The following is a 23,394-nucleotide window of genomic DNA, read 5'->3' as shown; positions in this document are numbered from 1 at the left end:
TCGCATCGGCAGTTCACACGCCTGCCGATGCGAGGTGTTTCCATAAATTTAAAAACAGCTTAGCTCCGTGTTTAGCTTAGCCTTTAATCAAACCGTAAGCAGCCATTTCTTTCTTGAGGAATTCCAAATTCTTATCGCTTAGTTCGCTCAAAGGCATACGACAACGGCCCACGCGATAGCCAAGCAGCCCCACAGCTGTTTTAACAGGAATCGGATTTACTTCACTAAAAAGGGATTTGATGAGATTCAAAGTTTTAAGCTGCAGTTTTCTTGCGCCAGCAATATCGCCCGCATGAAATTTCATCACCATATCATGAGTATCCTGCGGAATGATATTGGCCATAGTGGAAATAACCCCTGTACCGCCTAGCGATAAGAGTGGCAAAATATTGCCATCTTCACCGGAATAAACCGTCATATTATCACCACATAAGTTGATAATATCGCCGACTTGACCTAAATTACATTCCTTGATTGCAACAATGTTGTCTACTTTAGACAATTCATAAACGGTTTCCGGATTAATATTCAAGTTCGTCCGACTAGGAACATTATAAAGAATAATCGGAATATTTACATTTTCAGCAATCGCTTTAAAATGATCGATAAGGCCTTTTTGTGTTGCTTTATTATAGTAAGGAGTTACGGAGAGCAGGGCATCGGCGCCGACAGCTTCCGCTTCTTTCGAAAGATCAATCGCATGACGCGTATCATTGCTGCCTGTGCCGGCAATGACAGGAATCCGTTTCGCCACCTTTTCTACAGCAAATTGGATGACGGCAATATGTTCTTCATCAGGCATTGTGGAAGCTTCACCCGTTGTCCCGCAAATCACGAGAGCGTCGGTGCCGTTTTGGATCTGAAATTCAATCAGCTTCCCCAGACTCTCATAGTCGACGCCGTCATCCGTAAAGGGAGTGACGATCGCCACAGCAGAGCCGATAAATAATGGTTGTTTCATGAGTTTTCCTCCTCATTTCTCTTGAAAAAATGTAAAGTCTTACTACTATGATTTTAGCCTATCTTACGCGAAAAAGAAATTCTATTTCTTTGAAAAATCATAAATTCTGTAATTTTATTGTGAAATACTTGGCTGAGACCGTAACAGACAGCCAATTTTCTCGAAAGAAACGCGATAAATCTCAATAGCTGCATCAACAGTCCCACCGCCAACATGGGGCGTCGCCACGACATTATCAAGTTGCAAGAGGGGATTATCAGCTGCTACTGGTTCACTGGCCCAAACATCAATCGCGGCTCCCGCAATTTTCCCTTGTCGCAAAGCTTCATATAAAGCTTGCTCATTGACCACATTACCACGGCCTACATGAATGAGAACAGAGCTTGGCTTCATCTGCGCTAGTTCTTTGGCAGCAATAAAATCTCGCGTCCCACTTGTTAATGGCAAATGGACACTCACAATATCGGATTGCTGCAATACCTCTTCCAACGAGGCGTACTTTACTTGATACTTTGCTTCAATAGAGGGTTCTAAGCGCGTACGATTATAATAAAGCAAGGTCGTGCCAAAAGCCCGGGAGAGTTCCGCCACCCGTTTGCCAATATGACCAAAACCAACGATACCATGGGTTTTTCCTTTTATTTCATAGGAACAAGACCGATAGGTCCACATGGACCATTGTCCGGCTCGCGTACGTCGATCAAGCAGGATCGTCTTACGATATAAATCAAGAATCAGGCCGATTGTCAGCTCAGCAACCCCATTGGCATTGCCGCCAGGCACATTGCCTACTACAATACCGCGTTTTGCCGCTGCCACCGAGTCAATATTATCGGTGCCAACACCGACTTTCTGAACGATTTTCAGTTTAGGCGCTTTACTCATGAACGCTTCATCCACTTTATACGTTGCCGTAAGAAACGCATCAGCCTCAGCTAGTTTTTTCTCCTGTTCCGCTTCCTCTAATTCACTAAGAAAAATCAGTTCTAAATCCTGCGGCGCCTCTTGACAGAGCAACGCTTTCATTTCATCCGTAATTTGATCAAGAAAAATACAATTCACGCCAATTCTCCCCTTGTGTACCGCTTTTTACTCTCATTGATATTTTTTACACATCACACTTCGCGCTTCCTCTATAAACCTATATAGAAAAAATTTATAGGGGACATAGAATAACAAGTATTTGATTATAGCAGTTACCCATTATATAATTTAAAATACAAAATGCCAAGAATATTCACAACATATTGTCATAAGCGTCATGTGGTATTTTGTTAGTATTTTATAATGAAATAGGAGGATTTTCTTTAAATGATTAGTTTTTTTGTGGTACTCGCTATTGCGGTTTCTATTATTTTAGGCTATCGAACTAAAATAAACACCGGTTTTTTTGCAATTGCCTTTGCTTATTTGATTGGTTGTTTTATGTTGAACTTAAAATCCAGTGAAGTCGTAAGCATGTGGCCGATTAGTATCTTTTTTGTTATTTTCGCTGTTTCTCTCTTCTATAACTTTGCCCTTGTAAACGGCACACTAGAAAAGCTGGCCAACCACCTTTTATATGGCTGCCGACGCTATCCTCACTTACTGCCCTTTGCTATCTTCTTTGCCGCAACTTTGATTGCCGGCCTAGGCGCTGGCTTTTTTACGGTTATGGCCTTCATGGCGCCAATCACCCTGTTGCTCTGTGAAAAGACAGGCTTGAATAAGATGGTAGGCGCCGTTGCAGCCAATTATGGCGCCCTAGGCGGCGCCAACTTTATGACAAGTCAAAGCGGTATTGTGTTTAAAAGCCTCATCGAAGCTGCTGGCTTTCCCGCCGACTCTGCCTTTGCCTACACCACAACCATTTTTGTAACAACCATGGTAATTCCGCTTCTAGTTATTTCCGGGTTACTGCTCTTCTCCAGAAATGGCAAAGTCTCCAAAGAAAATTTCACCATTGAAAAACCGCAGCCCTTTGACAGCAAACAAAAGACGACACTCTATCTAATTATTCTCATGATGGTCATCGTTTTGGCCGCGCCAATTCTCCATATGATTTTACCGGCTAATAAAATGATCACCTTTATTAACTCCAAAATGGACATCGGACTCATTGCCATCGTGTTGTCAGTTGTTGCCCTCTTATTAAATTTAGCTGATGAAAAAAAGGTTATAGCCAATGTTCCCTGGAGCACACTGATTATGATTTGCGGCGTGGGAATGCTCATTTCCGTAGCGATTAAAGCCGGAACGATTAAATTGCTTGCCAGTTGGATCGGCTCCAGCATGCCTTATTACCTTGTTCCTATAGCGCTTGCGATTGTAGCTGGCATTATGTCCTTCTTCAGCAGTACGCTAGGCGTTGTTTGTCCCGCCCTGTTCCCGATTATCCCTTCGCTTGTTGCCGCCACAGGCATCAATCCTATGATTTTATTTACCTGCGTTGTTATCGGCGCTCAGGCAACAGCGATCTCGCCCTTTTCCTCTGGCGGCAGCCTTGTACTTGGCGCTTGCACCAGCGACGAAGCCCGTACTAGCTTATTTTCGAACCTACTATTCCGTGCCGTTCCCATCTGTTTATCAAGCTCGGTAGTAATGAGCGCCATTATTTATTTGCTCCTCTAATTCGCTAAATAGAACAGACTGAACTTTGCCTAAAACAAAGTCCAGTCTGTTTTTTTATATCTGATAAAAACTATGCAATTAATAACTCGGCTACTACCGAAATCATGGACGTATTCTGATTCACATAGGTATAAGTCGCCGTAATGCCATAAGGCGCTCCCATAAGGGATAAAAGACTTACATAATAATCAAGATTTTCATAAGTAAGCAGTTCATCAGAGTCAATCAGTACAGTAGCCCCGTCAACATAGCCAAGCTGAAAAACATTGCTCATGCGGACAAGGCCCCTGTCTTGATACTTTTCAAAAGATAAAATATAATCCACTTTTCGATCATCGCCGGACCAGCAAACAAGGTCAATGACACAAGCAAGAATCATCTGCAATAAGAGACCATTGCCCATAACCGTCACAAGTTCCTGGGGTAACTTTTCTTGATAGCGAAGTCCGCTATGGCGCTCTTTCACATGTTGCTGCAAAGCCTCGGCAACTGCTGATAAAGTAAATTCGCTGAAAGCGGCAGGCATGGTCTTAAAATAAGACGCTGTAAAAGCTTCGACAATTTTAAGACTTGTAGCGGCTTTTCCCCAACTCCGATCCGATTTATGCAGTTCTCGTTCCAAACCGGAAAACATCTTCGTAAACACGTTTCCCACATGACCAATCTTGTCAGCGGCAGTAGCAGACTTTTCCTCCATAAGGCGCAACATCTTTTTATAAGCTTCATTTTTATGCTGCAAAGAACGTTCTATATTCTGCTTCTCTTTGATTAAGTTATAATATTCGATCCCTTGACGCAATACAGGCAGTAAATCCTCTTCCATACGCCAAGGCTTTGTAATAAAGCGGTAAATTTCGCCATGATTCATGGCAGCAAGAACTTGATCAAGCGATAAAAGAGCATAACCTGATAAAACAATCCGTAACGTATTAGGATACATCCCTTTTATTTTTTGTAAGAAGGCGATACCATCTGTTCCTGGCATACGAATATCAGTGACTAATACACTGACCTCATGCTTTGCCAGCAATTCCAACGCCGCTTCCGCCGAAGTCGCAAAGAGCGGCCAAAAGGGTTCATCGGCTACACCACGTTTAAGCGAATTCAGCACACTAATTTCATCATCTACAAATAAAACTGTATTTTTGTAGTACTGCATTCTATTGCCCCCTCATCCTTAAGCAAGGCTGATTTTCTGGATTTTTTCTCTATGAAACAGTGACTTTCCTGCAAAAATCCGGAAATTTCTCAAAATAACGACAAGAGATGCAAAACGCCTCTCGGGGCGTCCCTAAAATTGTTTTTAAAAAATTATAAAAAAATCTGTCAAAAAAAATCTTGACGATCGCAGCTTCCTAAGCTATACTTGATCCATTACAACTTTACACTCACAATAAAAAAATTACTTTAAAAAGTGATGAAGGAGACTACCTTGCTGCGACGTTTCCAGAGATCTGGCGGTTGGTGCGAGCCAGAAACAAACCAGTGAGAATCAATCACTCCTGAACTGCAAAGCTTAACGGTTTCTAGAGCCTAGTAAGCTGCGCCGGACTCAGCTCGCAAGAGTGCAACCGTTATTTGCTTAGGGTTGTTTGACCTGATGAGAGATGTTCTTTCTGTTGGAAAGGACAATAAGGGTGGTACCGCGAGATGAAACTCTTGCCCCTTGCCTGGGGAAAGAGTTTTTTTATTTTCCCGAAAACAGTCTTCATTTAAAAATTTCAAGGAGGATTTTATGAATCAAAAAGCTTCGAATTTCCGTTGGTTTTTAGGCGCACTCGTATTTCTTATCAGCTTCATCTCCTATATGGACCGCGTCAATCTATCGGTGGCCACACCAGAAATCATGAAAGAATTTGCTTTTACTAAGCTTGATATGGGTCTTTTACAAACCGCTTTCTTTGTAGGCTATTCCCTCATGCAGATTCCCGGCGGAATTTTATCGGAAGTCTTAGGGCATCGTCTTGTTGTCAGTGGCGCAGCTGCTTTGTGGTCTGTATTTACGGCTCTGACGGCAGCGTGCAATAGCTTGTCCCTGTTTATCGGCGTTCGCGCCTTATTCGGCGTTGGTGAAGGTCCTTTAGCACCTTCTTTCGGTCGCTTTATTTATCGCTGGTTCCATAACGATGAAAAATCACGCGGTACTTCATTCTTATTAAGTGGCGTCTTTTTTGGCCCGGTTGTCGGTCCAGCCTTGACTGTCGCACTCATGCTCGCTTTTGGCTGGCGTTCTGTCTTTGTTATCTTCGGCGCCATGGGCTTGGTTCTAGCTGCCGCCTGGTATTATTTCGCGAAAGATGAGCCGAAGCAAAGTCCCTTCGTAAATGCGGCAGAAGCCGCTTGGATCGACCAAAACAAAGTTCCTCTTGGGCAAACAAAAAAAGTCATGGCTCCATGGAAACACTTCTTATCGTCTTCGCAGTTTTGGGCCATTGGCCTGCAATTCTTCATTACGGACTATATTATGTATGTCTTTTTAGCTTGGCTCCCCCTCTACCTCATGGAGGCGCAAAACTTCTCTCTGCAAAAGATGGGCATTGCCGCTTCCTTTCCTTGGGCCGCTTTGTGTCTTGTAACCTTGGTCACCGGCTATTGGAGTGACAAACTCATTGCCAAAGGAGCTTCCAAGCACCGGATACGCACTTTATCGGGCATTGTAGGTCTCGGCCTTTGCTGTCTTGGCCTGTATCTTGGCGCTACCGCCACAACACCTACCCTCAATGTCTTTTGGCTCACCCTATCGCTCGGCTCACTCGGCCTAACCTTTACAGCTGGCTGGTCTACTTGCATTGATCTCGGCGGAGCTTTTGCTGGCTCGGTCTCTGGTTGGATGAATTTCTGGGGAAATATCGGCGGCGTTATCGCCCCCATTCTTACTGCCTGGATTGCCACAAATTATGGGTGGCAATCCGCAATTACCGTTACTGCCGCCTTCGCCGTAGCCGGTATGGTAGCTTGGATCTTTGTCAGACCAGAGCGGTCGCTTGTACAAAACCCAGTCATATCAGCAGAGAAAGAAGCGGTATAGAATGACCCATAAGTACAAAAAACTGACAGTTGCGTTTAACGCAGCTGTCAGTTTTTTTCCCTCATATTAAATAAATATTAGATTAGACCTAACTCTTTTTGCACTTGTGCCAGTCGATCGCGCTGTTCCTGCCTGACTAAAGTTTGTCCGTACTGATAGCAATCAAGCACATCGGCGTCTTTTACAATTTCTTCTAGCGGTGTTCCAACTACCTCTTTACTACTATGATGCTTAGCCGCTAACGCTAAGCTTTCTATTTCGGCGGAAGTAAATAGCTTCAGGTTCGTCAAAAATTCTATCAGCGGTCCATATGCTGCCTCAGCATGGCCCGCCTGCTTGCCTGTAATCACACGGCCATAGTCGTGAAGCGATGTGGCAATGGCTGTCAGCTCTGGATCGACGCCACGTTTCACAGCGAGCAGCTGGCCAAGACGCCCACAGCTTGCCATGTGAATTCGTTCCCAGTCTAAGGGGTAATCGCGGTCTGCTTCCCCTGTTCCAACATACTTATTAATTTCCGCTAGAAAAATGCTTTGTACTGTAAAAATCTTATTCATAGCTAACTCATCCTACTCTTTCTCAGCTTCTCTCGTTGCCGTTGCTATTTAGACCACACCCTTGTCCTTATCGCCCATCTTTATAAAATTTCGATGCATAAGCAATCAACTGAGTGCGATTATTACACCTTAGCTTCCGTAAAATTTCATTCACATGATATTTTATCGTCGTTTCTCGCAGATCAATCGTCTCGCTGATTTCCCGATAAGTCAGCCCATCAATCATGAGTTTCAAAATAGCTTCCTGCCGCTCACTTAGCGAATTTAAGGCTACTTGCTCTGTTTCGGCTATCTCCTTTTGTTCCATGCTTGGTTTAAGCTGTGAAAATTCTCGTAAAATTCGCCGGACTAGAGTAGGCGCAAGTGGAGCTTCGCCGCGCATGAGACTTTGAATTTGAGCCCAAAGTGCCTCGCCTTTCATATGTTTCAGCAAATAGCCGGAGGCCCCAGCACGAATCGCTTCAAATAAATGCTCCTCATCTTCCGATACGGAAAGCATAACAATTTCAATATGAGGAAAATCATGTTTAATAATTCGCGTTGTTTCTATGCCGTCACAGCCCTCCATCTGCACATCCATCAGAATTACATCAGGCTGATAAATCTCTACTTTTACGAGCGCCTCCAAACCATTGCCAGCTGTTCCTACTACATTCAAGCCATGGCAGCGCAAAAAATCGGCTAGCCCTTCTACATACAAACTGCTATCATCCACTAAGAGCCATTTCACCATCTATGCACTCCTTTGATTTTGCGGCAAATAAATCTAATTGTAGTTCTATGATCTAAATCTTAAATTGTTTCGTAATATCGTCGAGTTCTGAGGCCATTTTCGTTAGGGCCCTTACGTTTTCATTCACTTCATGCAAACTCGCATTTTGCTCCTGTGCAGCAGAAGCAACCGTTTCTGTATTCGCTTTCGTTTCATCGGCAACACCATTTAAATCCTGTACATTTAAGACAGCAGATTGCATGCCATCTGCCGTTTCCTGAACAGCCCGTGTTATCTGCCCAATTCCTTGCTGTACCTGTTCTAATTGCGTAATAATCCGCTGTAACCCATTTTCGGTATCAGCAACAGCATGTTTTCCTTCCGCAACTTCATTATTCGTTTTATTTACAGTCGCTACAGCTCGTTCAATCGCTGCCGTCATCTTGACAATAATGTCCTGAATATGGCTTGTCGCTTCCGCACTTTGTTCAGCAAGCTTACGAACTTCTTCGGCAACAACAGCAAAACCACGTCCAGCTTCGCCGGCTCGAGCGGCTTCAATTGCCGCATTTAATGCTAAAAGATTTGTTTGTCCAGCAATATTACGAATCACCGTAACAATATTTTCTATACTAGCAGAACTTTGAACCAGCTCCTGCGAAATATCCGTAATTTCGCCCATTGATACTTCTACAGTATTGTTTTGCTCTACCACTTTTTGAATGAGTTCCATCCCTTGACGCGCATCTTGTACGGCCTGGCAAGTTTGTCCATTGACTTGTTCGGCACTCGCATTCATTTCCTCAGTACTTGCAGAGATTTGTTCAAATACTGCCGATACTTCGCCAATACTTCTTGTATTTTGAGCTGCGCCAGAGGCCATTGTATTTGCAGTTCTGGCAATCACCTCTGAGGCTTTTAGTTGTTCCGTAACAGTAGCGCTTAACTCTTCGCTAGAGGCAGCTACCATGTCAGCATTTGTTCTAACTTGTCCTACGATCCGATTCAGTTGCTGCCGCATTCGAATAAAGGCTTGGGCCATTTTTCCAATCTCATCATGACTGTGTACGGTAAGAGCAGTTTCCCGCAAATCGCCTGCCGCCAACTGCTCAAGGGAAAGCTGCATCACTACAATTGGTTTCGTAAAGCGCCGACTCAGCCAAATTACACTAAGCCCTGTAAGCACAATACAAATAAAGGCGCCAACTGCTAGCAGGATTGTCATTTTCCTGACATCTGCCTTCAACTCGCTCTCATCAGCAGAAATCATAACAACCCATTTTTGCCCGTTTCCCATATCGACTGGCATAAAGAAACCCACGCGAACATCCTGATTCACAAAATTATAGACGCCTCTGACTGTTTGCCCTTGCTCTGTTGCGGCTTTAAATAGTTTTATTAAGCGTTCATCTAAGTCACTTGCTAAATTCAACTCTGCCGCCTGCTTTGCTGTAGAAAGATTTAATTTTCCTACTAGCTCGTGTGCCTTGGGCTGAGCCATTAACATACCCGCTCCATCTGCCAAGGTAACATAGCCAGTTTCCTTAAACTTTATCTGTTCAATCATATCAGTAATCGCATCAAGCGTATAAACAGCCGCTACAAGACCTATGTACTGTTGATTCGCGCCAAAAACCGGTACAGCAATCATAACGGATAGCTTGCCATTGTTTTTAGCAACAACAGGCGCTGAAACGAAAGGCTGTTTCGTTGCCGTAACAGCCTTAAAATAATCTCGATCTAAGGCATTGGATGTTGTATTGTCAGAACGAACTACTCTTCCGTCAGCATACACGAAAAACAAATTATTCACTGTCTTCATCCGCTTTTGATATTCCTGCATTCCAGCAACAACGTTAGGTCGCTCGCCAGATTTTAGCTTATCGCCAGCCGCTGCATCTTCAAGTTGAAGAATAATATTATGAACCGGATTCTGCACTTGCAAAGAAATATATTTACTTAATGAGTTCATACTTTCATTAATATTTTTTTCAAGATAAATCGAAGAATAATAATAGCTTATGCCAGTAAGTACTATAAATGAAACTAAGATAACAGGCAAAATAGTTAATATGAGTCTTGCACTAATGGACCGTACTGTCATCAGTAGTCCTCCTTAAAAAAATCATGCAGTTGTCGTAACAGTTCCTCAACATACAAACTGCTAGCATCCACTAAAAGCCATTTCACCATCTATGCACTCCTTTGATTTTGCGGCAAATAAATCCTAACCTTGGTACCAAGACCTTGCTCTGATTCAATCTCTAATCGTCCGCCTAAATCGCCAGCTCTTTCCTGCATGATCACTAGACCTTGATGTTGACCGCCTTGAGCCTGAGGCCGCTCCTCCAAAGAAAAGCCACAGCCATCATCAGCCACAGTAATCGTAATCCGCCCGTTTTGGACCATAAAAGATACTTCAATCGAAGCAGTCCGGGCATGCTTGCGGGCATTCGTCATTGCTTCTTGTATAATCCGCAGCAATTGTAATTCCTCTTTAGGTGTAAAAGAAACGATCAGATCTTCAGGAATCAAGAGTCTTGTTTCGATGCTATACGTTTCTTCATACCAACTTAAAAACTCTTTCAATGCTGGAAAAAATCCCTGTTTCGCTGTAGCCGTTTTTAAACCATTGATGGCTTCACGAACATCGTTATGGAGCATATCAACTGTCTTGACGAGTTTTTCCAAAACGCTTTTAGCTTTTACCGTTTTTCCTGCTACGATCAGATCAATGGCACTTTCCTGCTCCAACTTTAAATAGCTCCAAATTTGGCCTGGACCGTCATGCAACTCGCGGCGAAGACGTTCTCGTTCCTGCAAAATAGACAAAGCTCGTTCCTGTTCCAACATTTTATACTGATCCATTTTTTGCTTTGTAATATCTTTAAACAGAAAAATCATGCCTAAATAATGACCATTTGATTGTAAGCGGACTTTATGAAATTCATAATAAAAAACCTGTCCCAGTCGTTCCCGCTGTACCTCATGAACCGGCTGCTCACTGTTATTAATTGCTTCCGCTAAGGCAGGCCAACTAGATATCATATCATTAAAGGAATCGCCAATATTCGCCGCAAGGCCTTGTAAAATATCTTGTGCCGCCGTGTTGCGATCAGCAATATAACCATACTCGTCAACAACAATCAAACCATCTATCATATTCCTCACAGCAACTTGCTGAGCTACAGGTAAAATTGCATAAGTCTGCCAACGATAAAAGCCCCAGGTAACAAAAGAGCTTGATAATAAAAAGCCTAACGGCATGGGCGCCAAAGGTTGGCACTCTGGTATATTATCTAAAATAATACCTATTAAAGAAAAAAATCCCGAACAGGAAAACCACCAGGCTTGCCGCCGCCGTAATCCTGTTGTTCGTAAAATCCAACGAAACCCAAGCGATAATGTAACGAGGCAGAAAGTATAAGAAAGTGGAGCAGCAATCGAAAAAATCGGACCAGCTGTAGCCATAACAATATCGTCAGTTACTGCTATGGTCTGCCAATACTGCTCGTGCCATGGATTCGAAAAAATAGCCACTGTCATCAACAGACCGAGAAGAAAATAACCACGCTTTGCGAAACGCCAGAATCGATTCTCCTGCTGACTAATTTCTAAAACAAAAGCAAACCAAAAACAGCTGGAAAAATAACTCATACATTCTCCGAGCGATACCCACAGTAACTTATCGGACGGATCGGATAAACCTGTGAAAACCATAAACAGCAACCAAGCACTACGACATAATTGCCCGCCAACCTGAGACTTCACGCCAGGAAGACTGCGAAATTGCCAGGTATAGGTTGCCAGAGCAATCAGAGCCCCAATCACGAATAAGGTAAAGGGAATATACGCCTTAGCGCTATAGTAAACGAGATCCATGTAAGCAAATGATCCTTTCTCAACAAGCAAAACACTTTTCATTCACTGTTAACAATGACGAAACGAAATTCCGCCTTACTTATTTCACAATATGGAAGAAATAATTCGACAGGCGGCTCAGGAATCCTGCGGAAAAATCGCTACTACGAAAAGTGTAAATTTACAGTTATTTCTCACTATAGAGGGCGTTCGCTTCTGTAACAAGGGCTTTTTGACGAATCCCAAAAGTCAAAGCGCAAGCAACGGCCATAAATCCTGCCGAAAGTAAATAAGCATACAAATAGCCGCCTGTCCAATCAACAACCTGCCCCGCCAAAATCGGCCCAATCAAGGCGGCGCCGCCCCAGGCAGTAAATAAAACGCCATAATTGACACTTAAGTTTTTCACACCAAAAAACTCCGCCACGGCCAAAGGAAATAATGCCGGACAAGTACCGTAGCAAAAGGCCAGTAATGCTGCGCCGACGCAAAGCGATAAGGGAGTTTCATAAGAGGCAAAGAACAGTAAATCCATAGCCAACACGGCAAAAATTCCTTTCATCAGGTTCAGCAAAGCAAAACGATCTGAAAAATAGCCTGCAGCTATCCTGCCTAGTGTATTGAAAAGCGCAATAAGCAATACTAAATAAATCGCCTGATCCCACTGGGCCTGTTTTTTCGCAATCATCGCAATATGACCAATAATCATCAACCCGGCTGAAGAGGCAAACAAATACATAAACCACAACCGCCAAAACAGTGTGGTGCCAATCATTTCTCGCCAGGAGAAGGCTGAACTATCTGAATGGAAAGCAGCGACTTCCGGATCAAATTGAGCAGTTTTCATTGGCGCTGTAGCTGCTAAAGCGGGAGCTTTCGTAATAAATAAGGTCATAAATAAGAGCAGGCAGGCAACACCAATTCCTAACAGTAAAAAAGTGCGACTTATGCCATATTGCAATAATAGCCCATTGGCGATAAACGATACATAAATAGGCGCTAACCCGCTGCCACTAATGACTACACCTGTAACGAGTCCCTTTTTTGCCGCAGGGAACCAGGCTATGACTGTGGGCAACGTAGTTGAATAGCAAATGCCTGCACCTAACGCAGCAAAAGAATAAGCGCAAGCAATAAGCAACGGGGTCTGAGAAAAACTGCAACTGATAAGGCCAAGTCCCATCAAGACAGCGCCGAGGCGAATCGCCCGCCGAGGCCCTAATAGCTTTTGCACTTTGCCGCTCAACAGCATAGCGACCGTAATGACAACAGCATAGGCTGTGTAAGGCAGCGAGGCTTGCACTAAAGTCCAATGCCAGTCTGATACGAGCGCTTTCTGAATCACACTCCAGGAATAATTAAGTCCCATTGATAAATTTACGCCTGTAGCCGCTGCCAATACAATCCAAGGCCGCCAGCGTAATAAAGTTCCCTGAAAACTCATTGGATCGCCCCCCCTTGCTTGGCGCGATCCGTCAAATTTACAGTTATTCGATCAATCATACTTTCTAAGATTAACTGTTCTTCGCGCGAAAACCCGACCAGAGCTTCCTGCTCCACCTTAGAAGCAACTGCCTGCCACAGAGGAAACTGTTTTTTCGCTTGTTCCGTCGCTACCACCTTTTTCTCTCGCCGATCCTTCTCATCAGCAATGCGCTGAACCCAACCAGCCTGCTCTAAGAGCAGAACCGTCTTAGATACAGTCGGCGCTTCTAGGGATAGCCGCACAGCAATCTCACTTTGTGTCAAGGCTTCCTCATTTCTAAGACATTTTAAAACAGACCACTGGCTTGCCGATAAACCGGTTCCAGTAAAACCTTCATTCGACCGCTTTGCCAGCAGCCGTCCTAAAACAGCAAATTTTATACCGATAGAATGTTTTTGCTTCATTGTAACCACCTAACAATAATTAGTTTCAAAACTAACTATTATCATATAAAAAATCACTTTAGTTCGCAATAAAATTCTTTATTCAATCTGATTTAAAATCTCGCCAACCTTACCATGAAGCACAAAATCAGCTTTACGATCCGCCACGGTTGGATCGCGATTGATTAAAATCAACTTGTTGCCGCGATAATAATCAATTAATCCCGCCGCAGGATAAACGACAAGCGAAGTTCCTGCCACAATCAAAATATCAGCTTTGGCAATATAGGAAATCGCTTTTTCTAACACAGACTGATCAAGACCTTCTTCATACAATACGACATCAGGTTTAACGACTCCACCACAAGAACACGTTGGAGTCAAAGAACTGCTTCGAATAAATTCAAGCGGATAGAAGGCTTGGCAACACTCACAGTAATTTCTCTGAATCGATCCGTGTAGTTCCAGCACCTGCTGACTACCTGCCGCCTGATGAAGTCCGTCAATATTCTGCGTAATTACAGCCTTTACTTTCCCCGCCGCTTCCCAGCGAGCCAACCACTCATGGGCTTTATTGGGCTTTGCTTGAGGAAAAATCAGCTTTTTACGATAAAAATCGAAAAACTCTTCCTGATGCTGTACATAAAAAGTATGACTCAACATCACTTCTGGCGGATAAGCATACTGTTGGTTATAAAGCCCGTCGACACTACGAAAATCCGGTATGCCGCTTTCGGTAGAAACACCAGCACCACCGAAAAATACGATATTATTGCTTTGCGACAGAATCGCAGCGATTTCCTGTAATTCCTTCATATTCCTACCCTCTCTCGTAACTACTTTTCTATAATATTTTTATCATTTTATGGAATAGAATACGACAGCAAACAGTATTTCCCTTTTAAAAAAGTCTAGCCCTAGCGGAATCTTCTTCCACTAAGGCTAGACTTTATCTTGCCAAAGAAGTGCCTGAAAGCACTCACTTTGATGCTTTTTTCGTTATGTCCGGCAAAAATATTTTTTCATATTCACCATAACCGGCTTCTTGCAGTTTTTCTTTAGGAATAAATCGCAATGCAGCCGAATTAATACAGTAACGAAGCCCCGTTGGCGCCGGACCATCAGCAAAGACATGGCCGAGATGGGAATCGGCTTCCTTACTCCTTACTTCCGTGCGATACATTCCATGACTCACATCTTCTGTTTCGACTAATACTTCTTTTGCCAGCGGCTTCGTAAAACTGGGCCACCCGCAGCCAGAATCAAATTTGTCTAAAGAACTAAACAGAACTTCCCCCGAGACAATATCGACGTAAATTCCAGCCTCATGGTGATTCCAGTACTTGTTTTGAAAAGGCGGTTCTGTATGACTTTCCTGAGTTACAGCAAATTCTAGCGGACTTAGCCGCTCTTTTAGGTCTTGCTTTAATGAAGCGCGATCTTGTTTCATGCTCTCACCCTTTCGCCAACACTATGCCTTTACTATTTTGTCCGTTCTATTTCGCTTAATTCGCCTCTGTTACTCTTAATTCGCGCGTTTTGCCAGCTCCTGCTCAGCGCTAACCAGTTTCACACAGAGAACGAAGAGCTCCATGGCTTGAGCCAGTTCCGCCAACGGCGGGAAAGTTGGCGCAATGCGAATATTTTTGTCTTCTGGGTCTTTGCCGTAAGGATAGGTCGCTCCAGCAGAAGTCATAATAACGCCAGCTTCAGCGGCTTTCGCCACAATCTGCTTCGCACAGCCTGGCAACGCATCAAAACTAATAAAATAGCCACCCGTCGGGTTGCTCCAGGAAGCAATTCCTTTACCACCAAGTTCTTGTTCCAGCAACTCAATCACCAAATCAAATTTGGGCTTAATCAAAGCAGCATGGTTCTTCATATGAGCTTCAATACCCGCCCTGTCTTTATATAAACGTACATGGCGAAGCTGATTTAATTTATCAGGGCCGATTGTCTGAACATTAATCTCTTTTTTCAGCCAGCTAATATTTCTTTCACTACTCGCTAACATGGCCACCCCAGCTCCAGGAAAGCTGATTTTTGAGGTCGAGGCAAAAGCAAAAACGCGGTCAAGATTCCCCGCTTCACGGCAAGCTGCCAAAATACTTAACAACGGCTTAGGCTGATCCGTCAAATGATGCACCGTATAAGCATTATCCCAGAAAATTCTAAAGTCAGGCGCTTTGGTAGGCATAGCAGCCAAACGCCGTACTACTTCATCCGAATAGGTTACTCCTGTCGGATTGCTATACTTAGGCACACACCACATTCCTTTGATAGAATCGTCAGAAGCAACAAGTCGTTCGACTTCTGCCATATCCGGACCGTCAGCTAAATACGGTACAGGAATCATTTCAATGCCTAAGTGTTCGCAAATTCCAAAATGGCGATCATAGCCAGGGCTAGGGCACAAAAATTTTACTTGCGGCAATTTACTCCAAGCAGTTTCACTGCCAGGAATCGGTTTCAGCATCGCCCTAGTCATCAAATCATACATCATGGTCAGACTGGAGTTGCCGCCAATAATGACTTGCTCTGGCTGGGCATCAAGAAACCAAGCCATCAGCTCCTTCGCTTCAGGCAATCCGTCAACGCCGCCATAATTACGGCAGTCAGTTCCATTCGTCGCTTTATAGTCAGAAGGCCCTAAACAAGTAAGCAATTTCGAAGAAAGCGCTAGCTGTTCACTGCAAGGCTTACCTCGTGACATATCCAGCTTCAATTTTTTAGCCTGCACAGCTTCATAGCTTGCCTGCAATGATTTTTGATATTCGATTAATTCCTCTTTCGTCATACTTTCCAATATATTCATAGTAGATCGCTCCTTTACAGTCTTTTTTATTGTAGGAGTCCCACGCAAGCGAGTCAATACTTTCCAGTTATGTATGCAAGATACATGAGGTTTTATCACTTAGGTCAATAAAAAACCTGATTCATGCCATATAGGCAAAAATCAGGCTGTTAACTTCTTTAATTTTTGGGAATGACAATAGAATCTTTCATTAATTGACTGCCAGGCAAAGGGACATTGCGAAAAATTTCATCCTTAGAATTATTATCTCTGGCGCGACTTGTACTGAGAGCCTTGCGATAATGAATAAAGGCTCCTTTTTGACCACATTCGGGACAATAGGTATTATCACTGCGGTGACGATTGGCCTTCCAGGAAAATAAGTTGAAATGAAGCCCGCAGTTCTGGCAGATAAAACCGTTTACAAAAACGCCTTCCCGTTCTTTTTCCGCCACACCCACGGGGCGATTCTCCCGGCATAGCGCAATCTGCTTTTGACTTAGATCATTCATAGTCCTTACCCCTCCTCCACAAGATCCAACTTTTCCTCGGTTGAAGCGATGAACAGCACCGTATAATAATAAGAATTAGAAAAATGTTACTCTTTTCCTGCTACTGCTGTTAAATTTTTTGCAAGAGTAAATCCTAAGGGAAAGAGAAGCTTGCCGTCATCATAGACAGGAACAGGCAAACGTCCCGCTGGTGAAAGCCGCCCAAATACAGCAGCCATACCAGCTTCCATATTACTGGCATTCTTTCCATATACAGCTAGATAGGCTGATAGATAAGGCAACGCAATCATATTATAAGGTGTATCTATGGCAATTCCGATAACTCGTTTGCCCTGCTTGCGGCTAAACGCCGCCAAAGCCGCAGCCCCTGCATCTTCCCGCGGTAAGGCCATGATGACAATATCGGCTGCTTGCACTGTCTGCGTTTCTGCTAGCGTCAACGAACCGCTTTCCTGATAGAGTAACGGACTGAACTGTAGCTCTTGGAACCCTAAATCTTTACATTGGGCTTGCGCAAAATCTTGCATTAACTTGATTGTATCCGCCGTGGGAGCAGCTAACACAATGTTTTCATGGCCAGTCAGCTGCAACGGCATTGCACCAGCTTCATTTTTCACAAGCGTTACTGCCGCTGCGGCAATTTGCGCCGCCGTATCCTTAGCCGCTATGTTGCCGACAATTTTTTCGGCTTCGCCTTGACTAAACTTATTTGTTGGGAGAAGTTTCGCTTTAAGACGTAAGATTCGTCTAACTGACGTATCAACTCGCTCTGCCGCAATACGACCGCTTCGTACTGCCGTCAGAACCGCTTCATAAGCTTCTGGTAGATTTTCCGGCATTAGCAAAATATCCGCTCCTGCCTGCAACGCCATCAGAGCCGCTTGTTTTGCTCCAAAGTGCTTCGCAATGGCTTTCATCTCCAATGCATCAGTAATGACAACACCTTCGTAACCTAACTCTTCGCGTAGCAGCTTTGTCGTAACCTTCGGCGACAGAGAAGCTGGTAAATAAATCGCTTCGCCGGTGTCCTGCGAAAGTACTTTCGTAGCATCGAGCGCCGGAAAAGCAATATGTCCGACCATAACCATGTCAGCAGTAGCGAGATTATCAATAAACGTCCGCAATTCCATTGCCACCAAAGCGTCTTTATCTCGCTTCACAATCGGTAGCCCCACATGGGAATCAACAAAAGTATCACCATGTCCGGGAAAATGTTTCATAACAGCCAAAACGCCGCCATCATGAAGTCCTGCAATATAAGCTTTGCCTAAGCGAGACACGGCAATGGGATCTGCGCCAAAAGATCGAACACCAATGACGGGATTTTTCTGGTTACTATTCACATCAAGTACTGGCGCTAACGCTAAGTTGATCCCTAACGCCGCCATTTCTTGTCCCAGAATATAGCCCGTTTGATAGGCGCCTTCGCTGTTACCGCCCGCACCGACAGCCATATTTCCCGGCAGAGCCGTACCGAAGAAGTATCGATTGACGCGACCGCCTTCCTGATCAACAGCGATCCATAAAGGAACTGGCCCGGCCAGAGCCGCAAGCTCCTGGTTCAGCGCCACAGTCTGATCAACAGACTGAAAGTTTTCCGCAAACAAAATAACGCCGCCTAAATGATACTGCTGGACAGAAGCCCTTAGCTTTGGCGTCACAGCTCGCACTGGTTGACCCTCTTCTTGCCGAAAGGCCGCTATGAACAGTTGTCCGACTTTTTCTTCCAAACTCATCGCTTTAAGACGCTCTTCGATCGCATCAGGGATCACTTCAGGAGTGAATCCATTACTAGCAGGCTGCGCCGCAGCAGCAGAAAAAGCAGTCAGGCAAAATAGTAACGAAAGCAAAAGCAGCCGCATCATTCGTCTCGCTTGCCTAGACATTCTCTTTTTCAGCATAAACCGTCCGAGTTGGAAAAGGAATCACAATGCCCTCCTGCCGATAGCGACTATGAATTCTTTTGATAAATTTATGACGCACAAGATGCTGATCTGTCACGGTCTGAACGCGCAAAGTCACATTAAAATCAATACTTGATTCACCAAAGCGCGTGTAGCGAAGAACTGGATCAGAAGCCGCTACAGCCCCTGGTGTTTCCTGCAAAACCTCGCGAGCCACGGCAAGTGTCACAGCTTCTACCTGATCTAAATCACTATCATAGCTTACGCCAATGGATATGCCGATGGAACACTCCGCAAAAGGCTGCGCATAGTTCGTGAGCGTTGCTGAAGCCACTTTCTGATTAGGTATCACTACCATATTTTCCGTAGAAGTCTTGATCGTCGTATTCCGCCAATTCATATCCACAACATGTCCTTCTTCGCCGGTAGCCAGTTTTACAAAATCACCGATTTTGATTTGCTTCGCAACAAGAATATTAATACCAGAAAACAAATTCGCCAAAGTATCCTGCAAGGCCAGAGCGACAGCTAAACCGCCGACGCCTAAAGCCGTCAATAAAGGAGAAATGGCCACGCCAAAGGATTCCAATAAAAATAAAATTCCCATTGTGTAGACAGTTAGATCAATTGTTGTCGCCAAAATCGACGTAGAGGCAAAAGCACCTGATGTCTTGCTGAATTTCTGCTTGAGATAACCAGAAGCCAGCCTTGCAACTACAAGAGTAATCGTTAAAATAACCAGCGAGTGAAAGAGCCGCTGTAAAAATAATAGCGGCCGCTCGGGAATCGCCAAAAATTCCATTACTAAGTACAAGCCAATTAAAGAACCAAGTAAAGTAGGAATTCCACGAAAAGTTTGCCGTAAGAGCGGATAAGAAAGATCAGTTTTATGGGCAATCACTTTCAGTACACGGTAAAAGAGAAAATGAATCACAAGAATACCACAAAATAAACTGAAAGCAAACGCGGCAAGATGGATTTTAAAGCCGCCGTTTACAATTTGATTCGCTAAATCACTAAATATCTGGGGCATAGAACCTCCTTAAGAACTAACAAACCTTTATTCAGGAACGCTAAAAAATTCGTCACAGTTTGATGAATCCCCTGCCCTAAACAAATGGTACTTTCTAGTAAACGCACTATCTAACAGCCTTCTAAAATATTTCGCTATTGAATTTGGATGCAGACAGCCGAACAATCATCATGAATATTCTCCTGAAGCGCGAGCGATTTCAGCTTCGCGACAGATTCCGAAAAGCCACAGAATGCCGGCAATGCTTCTTTAGGCAGCTGTTCATATAAACCATCACTGAAAAAGTAAAAAGCATCACCTGGCTGAAAGGAAAGGACTAGTGTTTCAAATTCGGCAGAAGGGCCAATCCCCAGATAGCTTCCGGGAAGAGTCCGAACTTGGGGCCGATTCTGCTGACAAAGCATAAAATGATTCATACCGCCAGCCAAACAGCAAAGCTGGCGCTGGGAAAAATCAAATTCAAAGGCTATCATCGCCAAAAAAGAATCATCCTGAAAATAGCGGATCATCTGCTCATTAAATTGTGCCATCGTCTCAGTCGTCCAGCCCTGCGTTTCTTCCAGCAGATGATCAAGCAGATTGGTAATTGCAGAAGTATGCAAAGCTGTGGCCATACCGTGACCCGTCACATCAAGTACATAGCCATAAAATTTATTATGATCCCGTGACCAAGCATAGCTGAAAAAATCGCCGCTCACGAAGTGAACTGGCTGATATACGGTTTGAACAACTAGAGATTTGTCGGCATAATCGCCAGGCAGCATGCGCCGCTGTGCTTCTCCCGCCAGCTTGACTTCTTGTTCGATCTGATTCGCGAGCTTTTGTTCCAGCGTAATGTCGCGATAATGAACGATAATCAAGGCTTCTTCTTCATAATGAATCAACGAAGCAGCCCGCTGTACACAAATATGTTTCCCTGCCTGATTATTAAAATAAAATACGGCCGTAGGCAATGACCCAGCTTCTTGCAGCATGCTTTGATAGGCAGTAGCGTTTACCCCTTCTTGGGTTTTCCAAAAATCAAATAGATTCTCTTTGACTGACTCTATACCAAATAAAGTACAATACGCTTCATTCACTTCAAAAATCGTTCCTGTAGCAAAATCAGCCACCGCAATAGCCTCAGCTGCTTGCGCCATCAACGCTTGATAGCGTCCTTGACTTCGCGATAACGCACGCGTCATGTCAACTTGTTTACGCATTTGCAGCCAAATGACTACGAAAGCGCCAAGAATAAGTAAGGAAAAAAATCCAGCCCGCAAAAAATAGAGGAAACGAAGTTCCTGTAAAGGCTGCATTACCGTTTCTTTCGAGGTTCCAGCTAAAACCAGCAAAGGATAATCGCTGAAAGCGCGAAAGGCGCCGTAGCGAGCAACCCCATCGCCAATAGAAACCGCTTCATAAGTTCCAAAGTTTTCCCCTTTGCTCATGCGGCTGAAAGCTATGTGGGAAGAATAAAGTCCAGCTAACTCCTCTAAAGAGCGATTATTGGGTACACGTGCCAGCAGTCGTCCGTCTGTTCGCAGCAAAACGAGACTATTATCTCTGCCCAGCTCCAATTGACTAAACACACTCGTAAAATATTTTTGATCTAAGCCCACAGATACAATCCCCGCAAAATTCCCTTGGCTATCATTGATACGGCGGCTCAGAAAAACAGATGGCGTTCCCGTAGCCCGGTTGATCCACGGAGCAGCAATGTAAAGTTTATCTGAATCATAATCAGCCTGTGCCCGAAAATGCTCTCGCAGCGCAATATTTAATGGAGCCTGCAACGGCACAGCGCTAAAAATCAGATTACCAGCCGAATCGGCTACAGCAATCTGATTAATTGTACCTAATCCTAAAGAGCTCTGTAAAAGACTTACATGCTTTGCTTCTAAGAACCCATGCGTTTCCATATCAATTTTCATGACTAATAGAATATTATCAGCCTGCGATAACATGAGCCGAACATTTTCCTCTACAAGTCTCGTTACATTTTTGTTGGCTGTATGCGTTTCTTCAATCTGTGCGGCAAGATCTCGTTGGTAAAGTCCTTCTGCCGAATAAAAAGCCACAAGGCACAAAGTAACCGCAAGGAAGGCAATAAAAAACGTGGAACGCCAAAATGGGCCTTGTTTAAGGCCATTTTTCACAAACAAACTAAACACCTCACCTATCGCTTGGTTTACTTTCGCCAGAGTTTGAAGAACTTCCTGGTTCCCATGATTATCCAATCAATAAATCGAGAAACTTTCCAAACTGCAATTAAAAAAGTCTGTCACAAACCGTAAAAAAGCCTGCAGCAATGAATTCGTCAAAGTGCAGGCTGATATAGATTACAACATCATGTCAAGAAATAAAGACTGTGAATAATTATAGTAGTTCGTATTATTATTTGTCTGTAAGTAATTACTCATAGTCGGCGCTTGGAAATAAGCTGAAGTTGGTGTACTTTGCGCTGTTTTTGCAATTTTCCCCGCCGTTGTAGCTAACCCGTTAGGACCAGAAATCAGTCGATCTACATTAGAAGCGTCTGTCTTCAATGCCTTTGTCAGTGTTTCCGTATCAACAGCAAGGTTACCGGTCTTACGATCCATGGTAATGCCAATTTTCTCATATTGACTGCGACGAATTCCATCAAACTGACTTTGAATTCCCTTTAGCATCGTTTCGCCACGCTTTGTCACATTCTCAGAGTTTTGGATATTATAGTTAATTTCATTATATGTTGCCGCTAAATCACGTACGGCACTAATGGTCTTATTCGCATCAGGTCCAACAGTCACTTTTTCTGCACCGACTGTAGTGCTCTTTAGGGTTAGGTTCACATTTCCATTATCAATCTTGATTGCATTAGACGCTGACTTTTGGCTAACGCCATTTACTGTATATAGTGCATCCTGGGCCTGTTTTACCTGATTTGTTAAATTGCTCTGACTTGCAAGATTACCATAAATATCACGGACAGAAAAGGACGACGACGCACCAGTTTGGCCTTCCATCGCCAAATATGTTTTATCATTGGCTGTCTTCACTTCCGCTTTCACGCTACTGCCGCTACGGTTGACCGCGTCAGCAATCTTGGTGAGAGCCTGTTTATTTGTATCCGTACCGGAAATATTAACAGTGATCTGCTTTTCTGCACCGCTGCCAACAGTAAGCCCCATCGTATAGACACCAGCGCCAATTCCACCCAAGCCAGTAGCCGTAAGAGTTTTTCCCTGATTTTGCTGGGCTGTGGCCACTTTTTCTACACTTACATCATAAGTGGCTGATTTCGCTGCGGTTTTAGCTTCACCAGTAACAGCCCCCGTCGAGTCCGAAACATACTTTTTATTCAACACACTCGCAGTTCCTGTTAAGGTTTGCGATCTTGTCTGCAAATTACTAATAGCCGTCTTAAAACCAGCTGTCTGATTCTGATACTCTTCCTGCTTCGCTTTAAAATTTGCAGCTGATAAATTTGAATTAATGGAAAATGTTGTGTTATTTGCCGCAAGATTCATGTAATCTGTCAAAAAGGAGTCGTTCTGACCTACCTTGGAACTATTCTGATTCAAAAAAATCT

19 protein-coding genes and 1 other annotated feature are annotated in these 23,394 nt (G+C 43.9%); of the genes, 2 read left to right on the top strand and 17 right to left on the bottom strand.

The features are described from left to right. Positions 1–76: 76 nt before the first annotated feature. Together dapA and AC0NJP_RS11700 are read right to left on the bottom strand one after the other, a co-directional pair. Positions 77–961 (bottom strand): 4-hydroxy-tetrahydrodipicolinate synthase, encoded by an 885-nt coding sequence (gene dapA / locus AC0NJP_RS11705; protein ID WP_474699898.1) that lies wholly within the window; start codon positions 959–961, stop codon positions 77–79. A 114-nt stretch (positions 962–1,075) separates the two neighbouring features. Further along, positions 1,076–2,023, bottom strand: a complete 948-nt coding sequence (locus tag AC0NJP_RS11700) for a 2-hydroxyacid dehydrogenase (RefSeq protein WP_474699897.1) — start codon at positions 2,021–2,023, stop codon at positions 1,076–1,078. 249 nt (positions 2,024–2,272) lie between these two features. On the opposite strand from AC0NJP_RS11700, the gene AC0NJP_RS11695 reads away from it, so the two are divergent. Then, a complete protein-coding gene (locus AC0NJP_RS11695; protein ID WP_474699896.1) occupies positions 2,273–3,571 on the top strand; it encodes an SLC13 family permease in 1,299 nt (432 codons plus the stop codon). 70 nt (positions 3,572–3,641) lie between these two features. Here AC0NJP_RS11695 and AC0NJP_RS11690 read toward each other — a convergent pair whose 3' ends face one another. Continuing rightward, positions 3,642–4,730: a response regulator gene (locus AC0NJP_RS11690; protein WP_474699895.1), complete on the bottom strand. Its 1,089-nt coding sequence runs from the start codon at positions 4,728–4,730 to the stop codon at positions 3,642–3,644. A 249-nt stretch (positions 4,731–4,979) separates the two neighbouring features. Beyond that, positions 4,980–5,241: a binding site (T-box leader), on the top strand. Positions 5,242–5,306: 65 nt separating this feature from the next. Here AC0NJP_RS11690 and AC0NJP_RS11685 point away from each other — a divergent pair. Next, positions 5,307–6,599, top strand: a complete 1,293-nt coding sequence (locus AC0NJP_RS11685; RefSeq protein ID WP_474699894.1) for an MFS transporter — start codon at positions 5,307–5,309, stop codon at positions 6,597–6,599. Positions 6,600–6,676: 77 nt separating this feature from the next. Here AC0NJP_RS11685 and AC0NJP_RS11680 read toward each other — a convergent pair whose 3' ends face one another. The 14 genes from AC0NJP_RS11680 to fliD form a co-directional block, all read right to left on the bottom strand. Beyond that, the gene (locus AC0NJP_RS11680) at positions 6,677–7,156 is read right to left on the bottom strand and encodes an HD domain-containing protein (protein WP_474699893.1); all 480 of its coding nucleotides are present in this window, start codon (positions 7,154–7,156) and stop codon (positions 6,677–6,679) included. Between the two features lie 67 nt (positions 7,157–7,223). Continuing rightward, on the bottom strand, positions 7,224–7,889 hold the full coding sequence (locus AC0NJP_RS11675) for a response regulator (protein ID WP_474038879.1): 666 nt from the start codon (positions 7,887–7,889) through the stop codon (positions 7,224–7,226). A 52-nt stretch (positions 7,890–7,941) separates the two neighbouring features. Beyond that, the gene (locus AC0NJP_RS11670) at positions 7,942–9,972 is read right to left on the bottom strand and encodes a methyl-accepting chemotaxis protein (RefSeq protein ID WP_474699892.1); all 2,031 of its coding nucleotides are present in this window, start codon (positions 9,970–9,972) and stop codon (positions 7,942–7,944) included. An 89-nt stretch (positions 9,973–10,061) separates the two neighbouring features. Further along, a complete protein-coding gene (locus tag AC0NJP_RS11665; RefSeq protein WP_474699891.1) occupies positions 10,062–11,750 on the bottom strand; it encodes a sensor histidine kinase in 1,689 nt (562 codons plus the stop codon). 166 nt (positions 11,751–11,916) lie between these two features. Continuing rightward, positions 11,917–13,173: an L-lactate MFS transporter gene (locus tag AC0NJP_RS11660; protein WP_474699890.1), complete on the bottom strand. Its 1,257-nt coding sequence runs from the start codon at positions 13,171–13,173 to the stop codon at positions 11,917–11,919. Beyond that, entirely contained in the window at positions 13,170–13,619 is a 450-nt protein-coding gene (locus AC0NJP_RS11655) for a MarR family winged helix-turn-helix transcriptional regulator (RefSeq protein ID WP_474699889.1), read from the bottom strand. Before AC0NJP_RS11655 ends, AC0NJP_RS11660 begins: the two co-directional genes overlap by 4 nt. A gap of 78 nt (positions 13,620–13,697) precedes the next feature. Continuing rightward, positions 13,698–14,414, bottom strand: coding sequence for an NAD-dependent protein deacylase (locus AC0NJP_RS11650; protein ID WP_474699888.1), 717 nt, complete (start codon positions 14,412–14,414; stop codon positions 13,698–13,700). 163 nt (positions 14,415–14,577) lie between these two features. Beyond that, entirely contained in the window at positions 14,578–15,048 is a 471-nt protein-coding gene (msrB, locus tag AC0NJP_RS11645; RefSeq protein WP_474699887.1) for a peptide-methionine (R)-S-oxide reductase MsrB, read from the bottom strand. 75 nt (positions 15,049–15,123) lie between these two features. Continuing rightward, positions 15,124–16,413 (bottom strand): aspartate aminotransferase type Ic, encoded by a 1,290-nt coding sequence (locus AC0NJP_RS11640; protein ID WP_474699886.1) that lies wholly within the window; start codon positions 16,411–16,413, stop codon positions 15,124–15,126. A 158-nt stretch (positions 16,414–16,571) separates the two neighbouring features. Continuing rightward, on the bottom strand, positions 16,572–16,904 hold the full coding sequence (locus tag AC0NJP_RS11635; protein ID WP_474038888.1) for a hypothetical protein: 333 nt from the start codon (positions 16,902–16,904) through the stop codon (positions 16,572–16,574). Between the two features lie 86 nt (positions 16,905–16,990). Further along, positions 16,991–18,790, bottom strand: coding sequence for a glycoside hydrolase family 3 protein (locus tag AC0NJP_RS11630; RefSeq protein WP_474699885.1), 1,800 nt, complete (start codon positions 18,788–18,790; stop codon positions 16,991–16,993). After that, positions 18,783–19,841 carry a mechanosensitive ion channel family protein gene (locus tag AC0NJP_RS11625; RefSeq protein WP_474699884.1) on the bottom strand — a complete coding sequence of 353 codons (1,059 nt, stop codon included), beginning with the start codon at positions 19,839–19,841 and terminating at the stop codon, positions 18,783–18,785. The genes AC0NJP_RS11630 and AC0NJP_RS11625 overlap by 8 nt, the downstream gene beginning before the upstream one ends. A gap of 134 nt (positions 19,842–19,975) precedes the next feature. Continuing rightward, positions 19,976–21,979, bottom strand: coding sequence for a SpoIIE family protein phosphatase (locus AC0NJP_RS11620; RefSeq protein WP_474699981.1), 2,004 nt, complete (start codon positions 21,977–21,979; stop codon positions 19,976–19,978). A gap of 183 nt (positions 21,980–22,162) precedes the next feature. Next, a complete protein-coding gene (gene fliD, locus AC0NJP_RS11615) occupies positions 22,163–23,344 on the bottom strand; it encodes a flagellar filament capping protein FliD (RefSeq protein ID WP_474699883.1) in 1,182 nt (393 codons plus the stop codon). Between the last annotated feature and the right edge of the window lie 50 nt (positions 23,345–23,394).

The organism is Pelorhabdus sp. sgz311002 (assembly GCF_056134285.1).
Note: the sequence above shows the minus strand (reverse complement) of the source record. Positions and strands in the feature narration are given on the sequence as shown.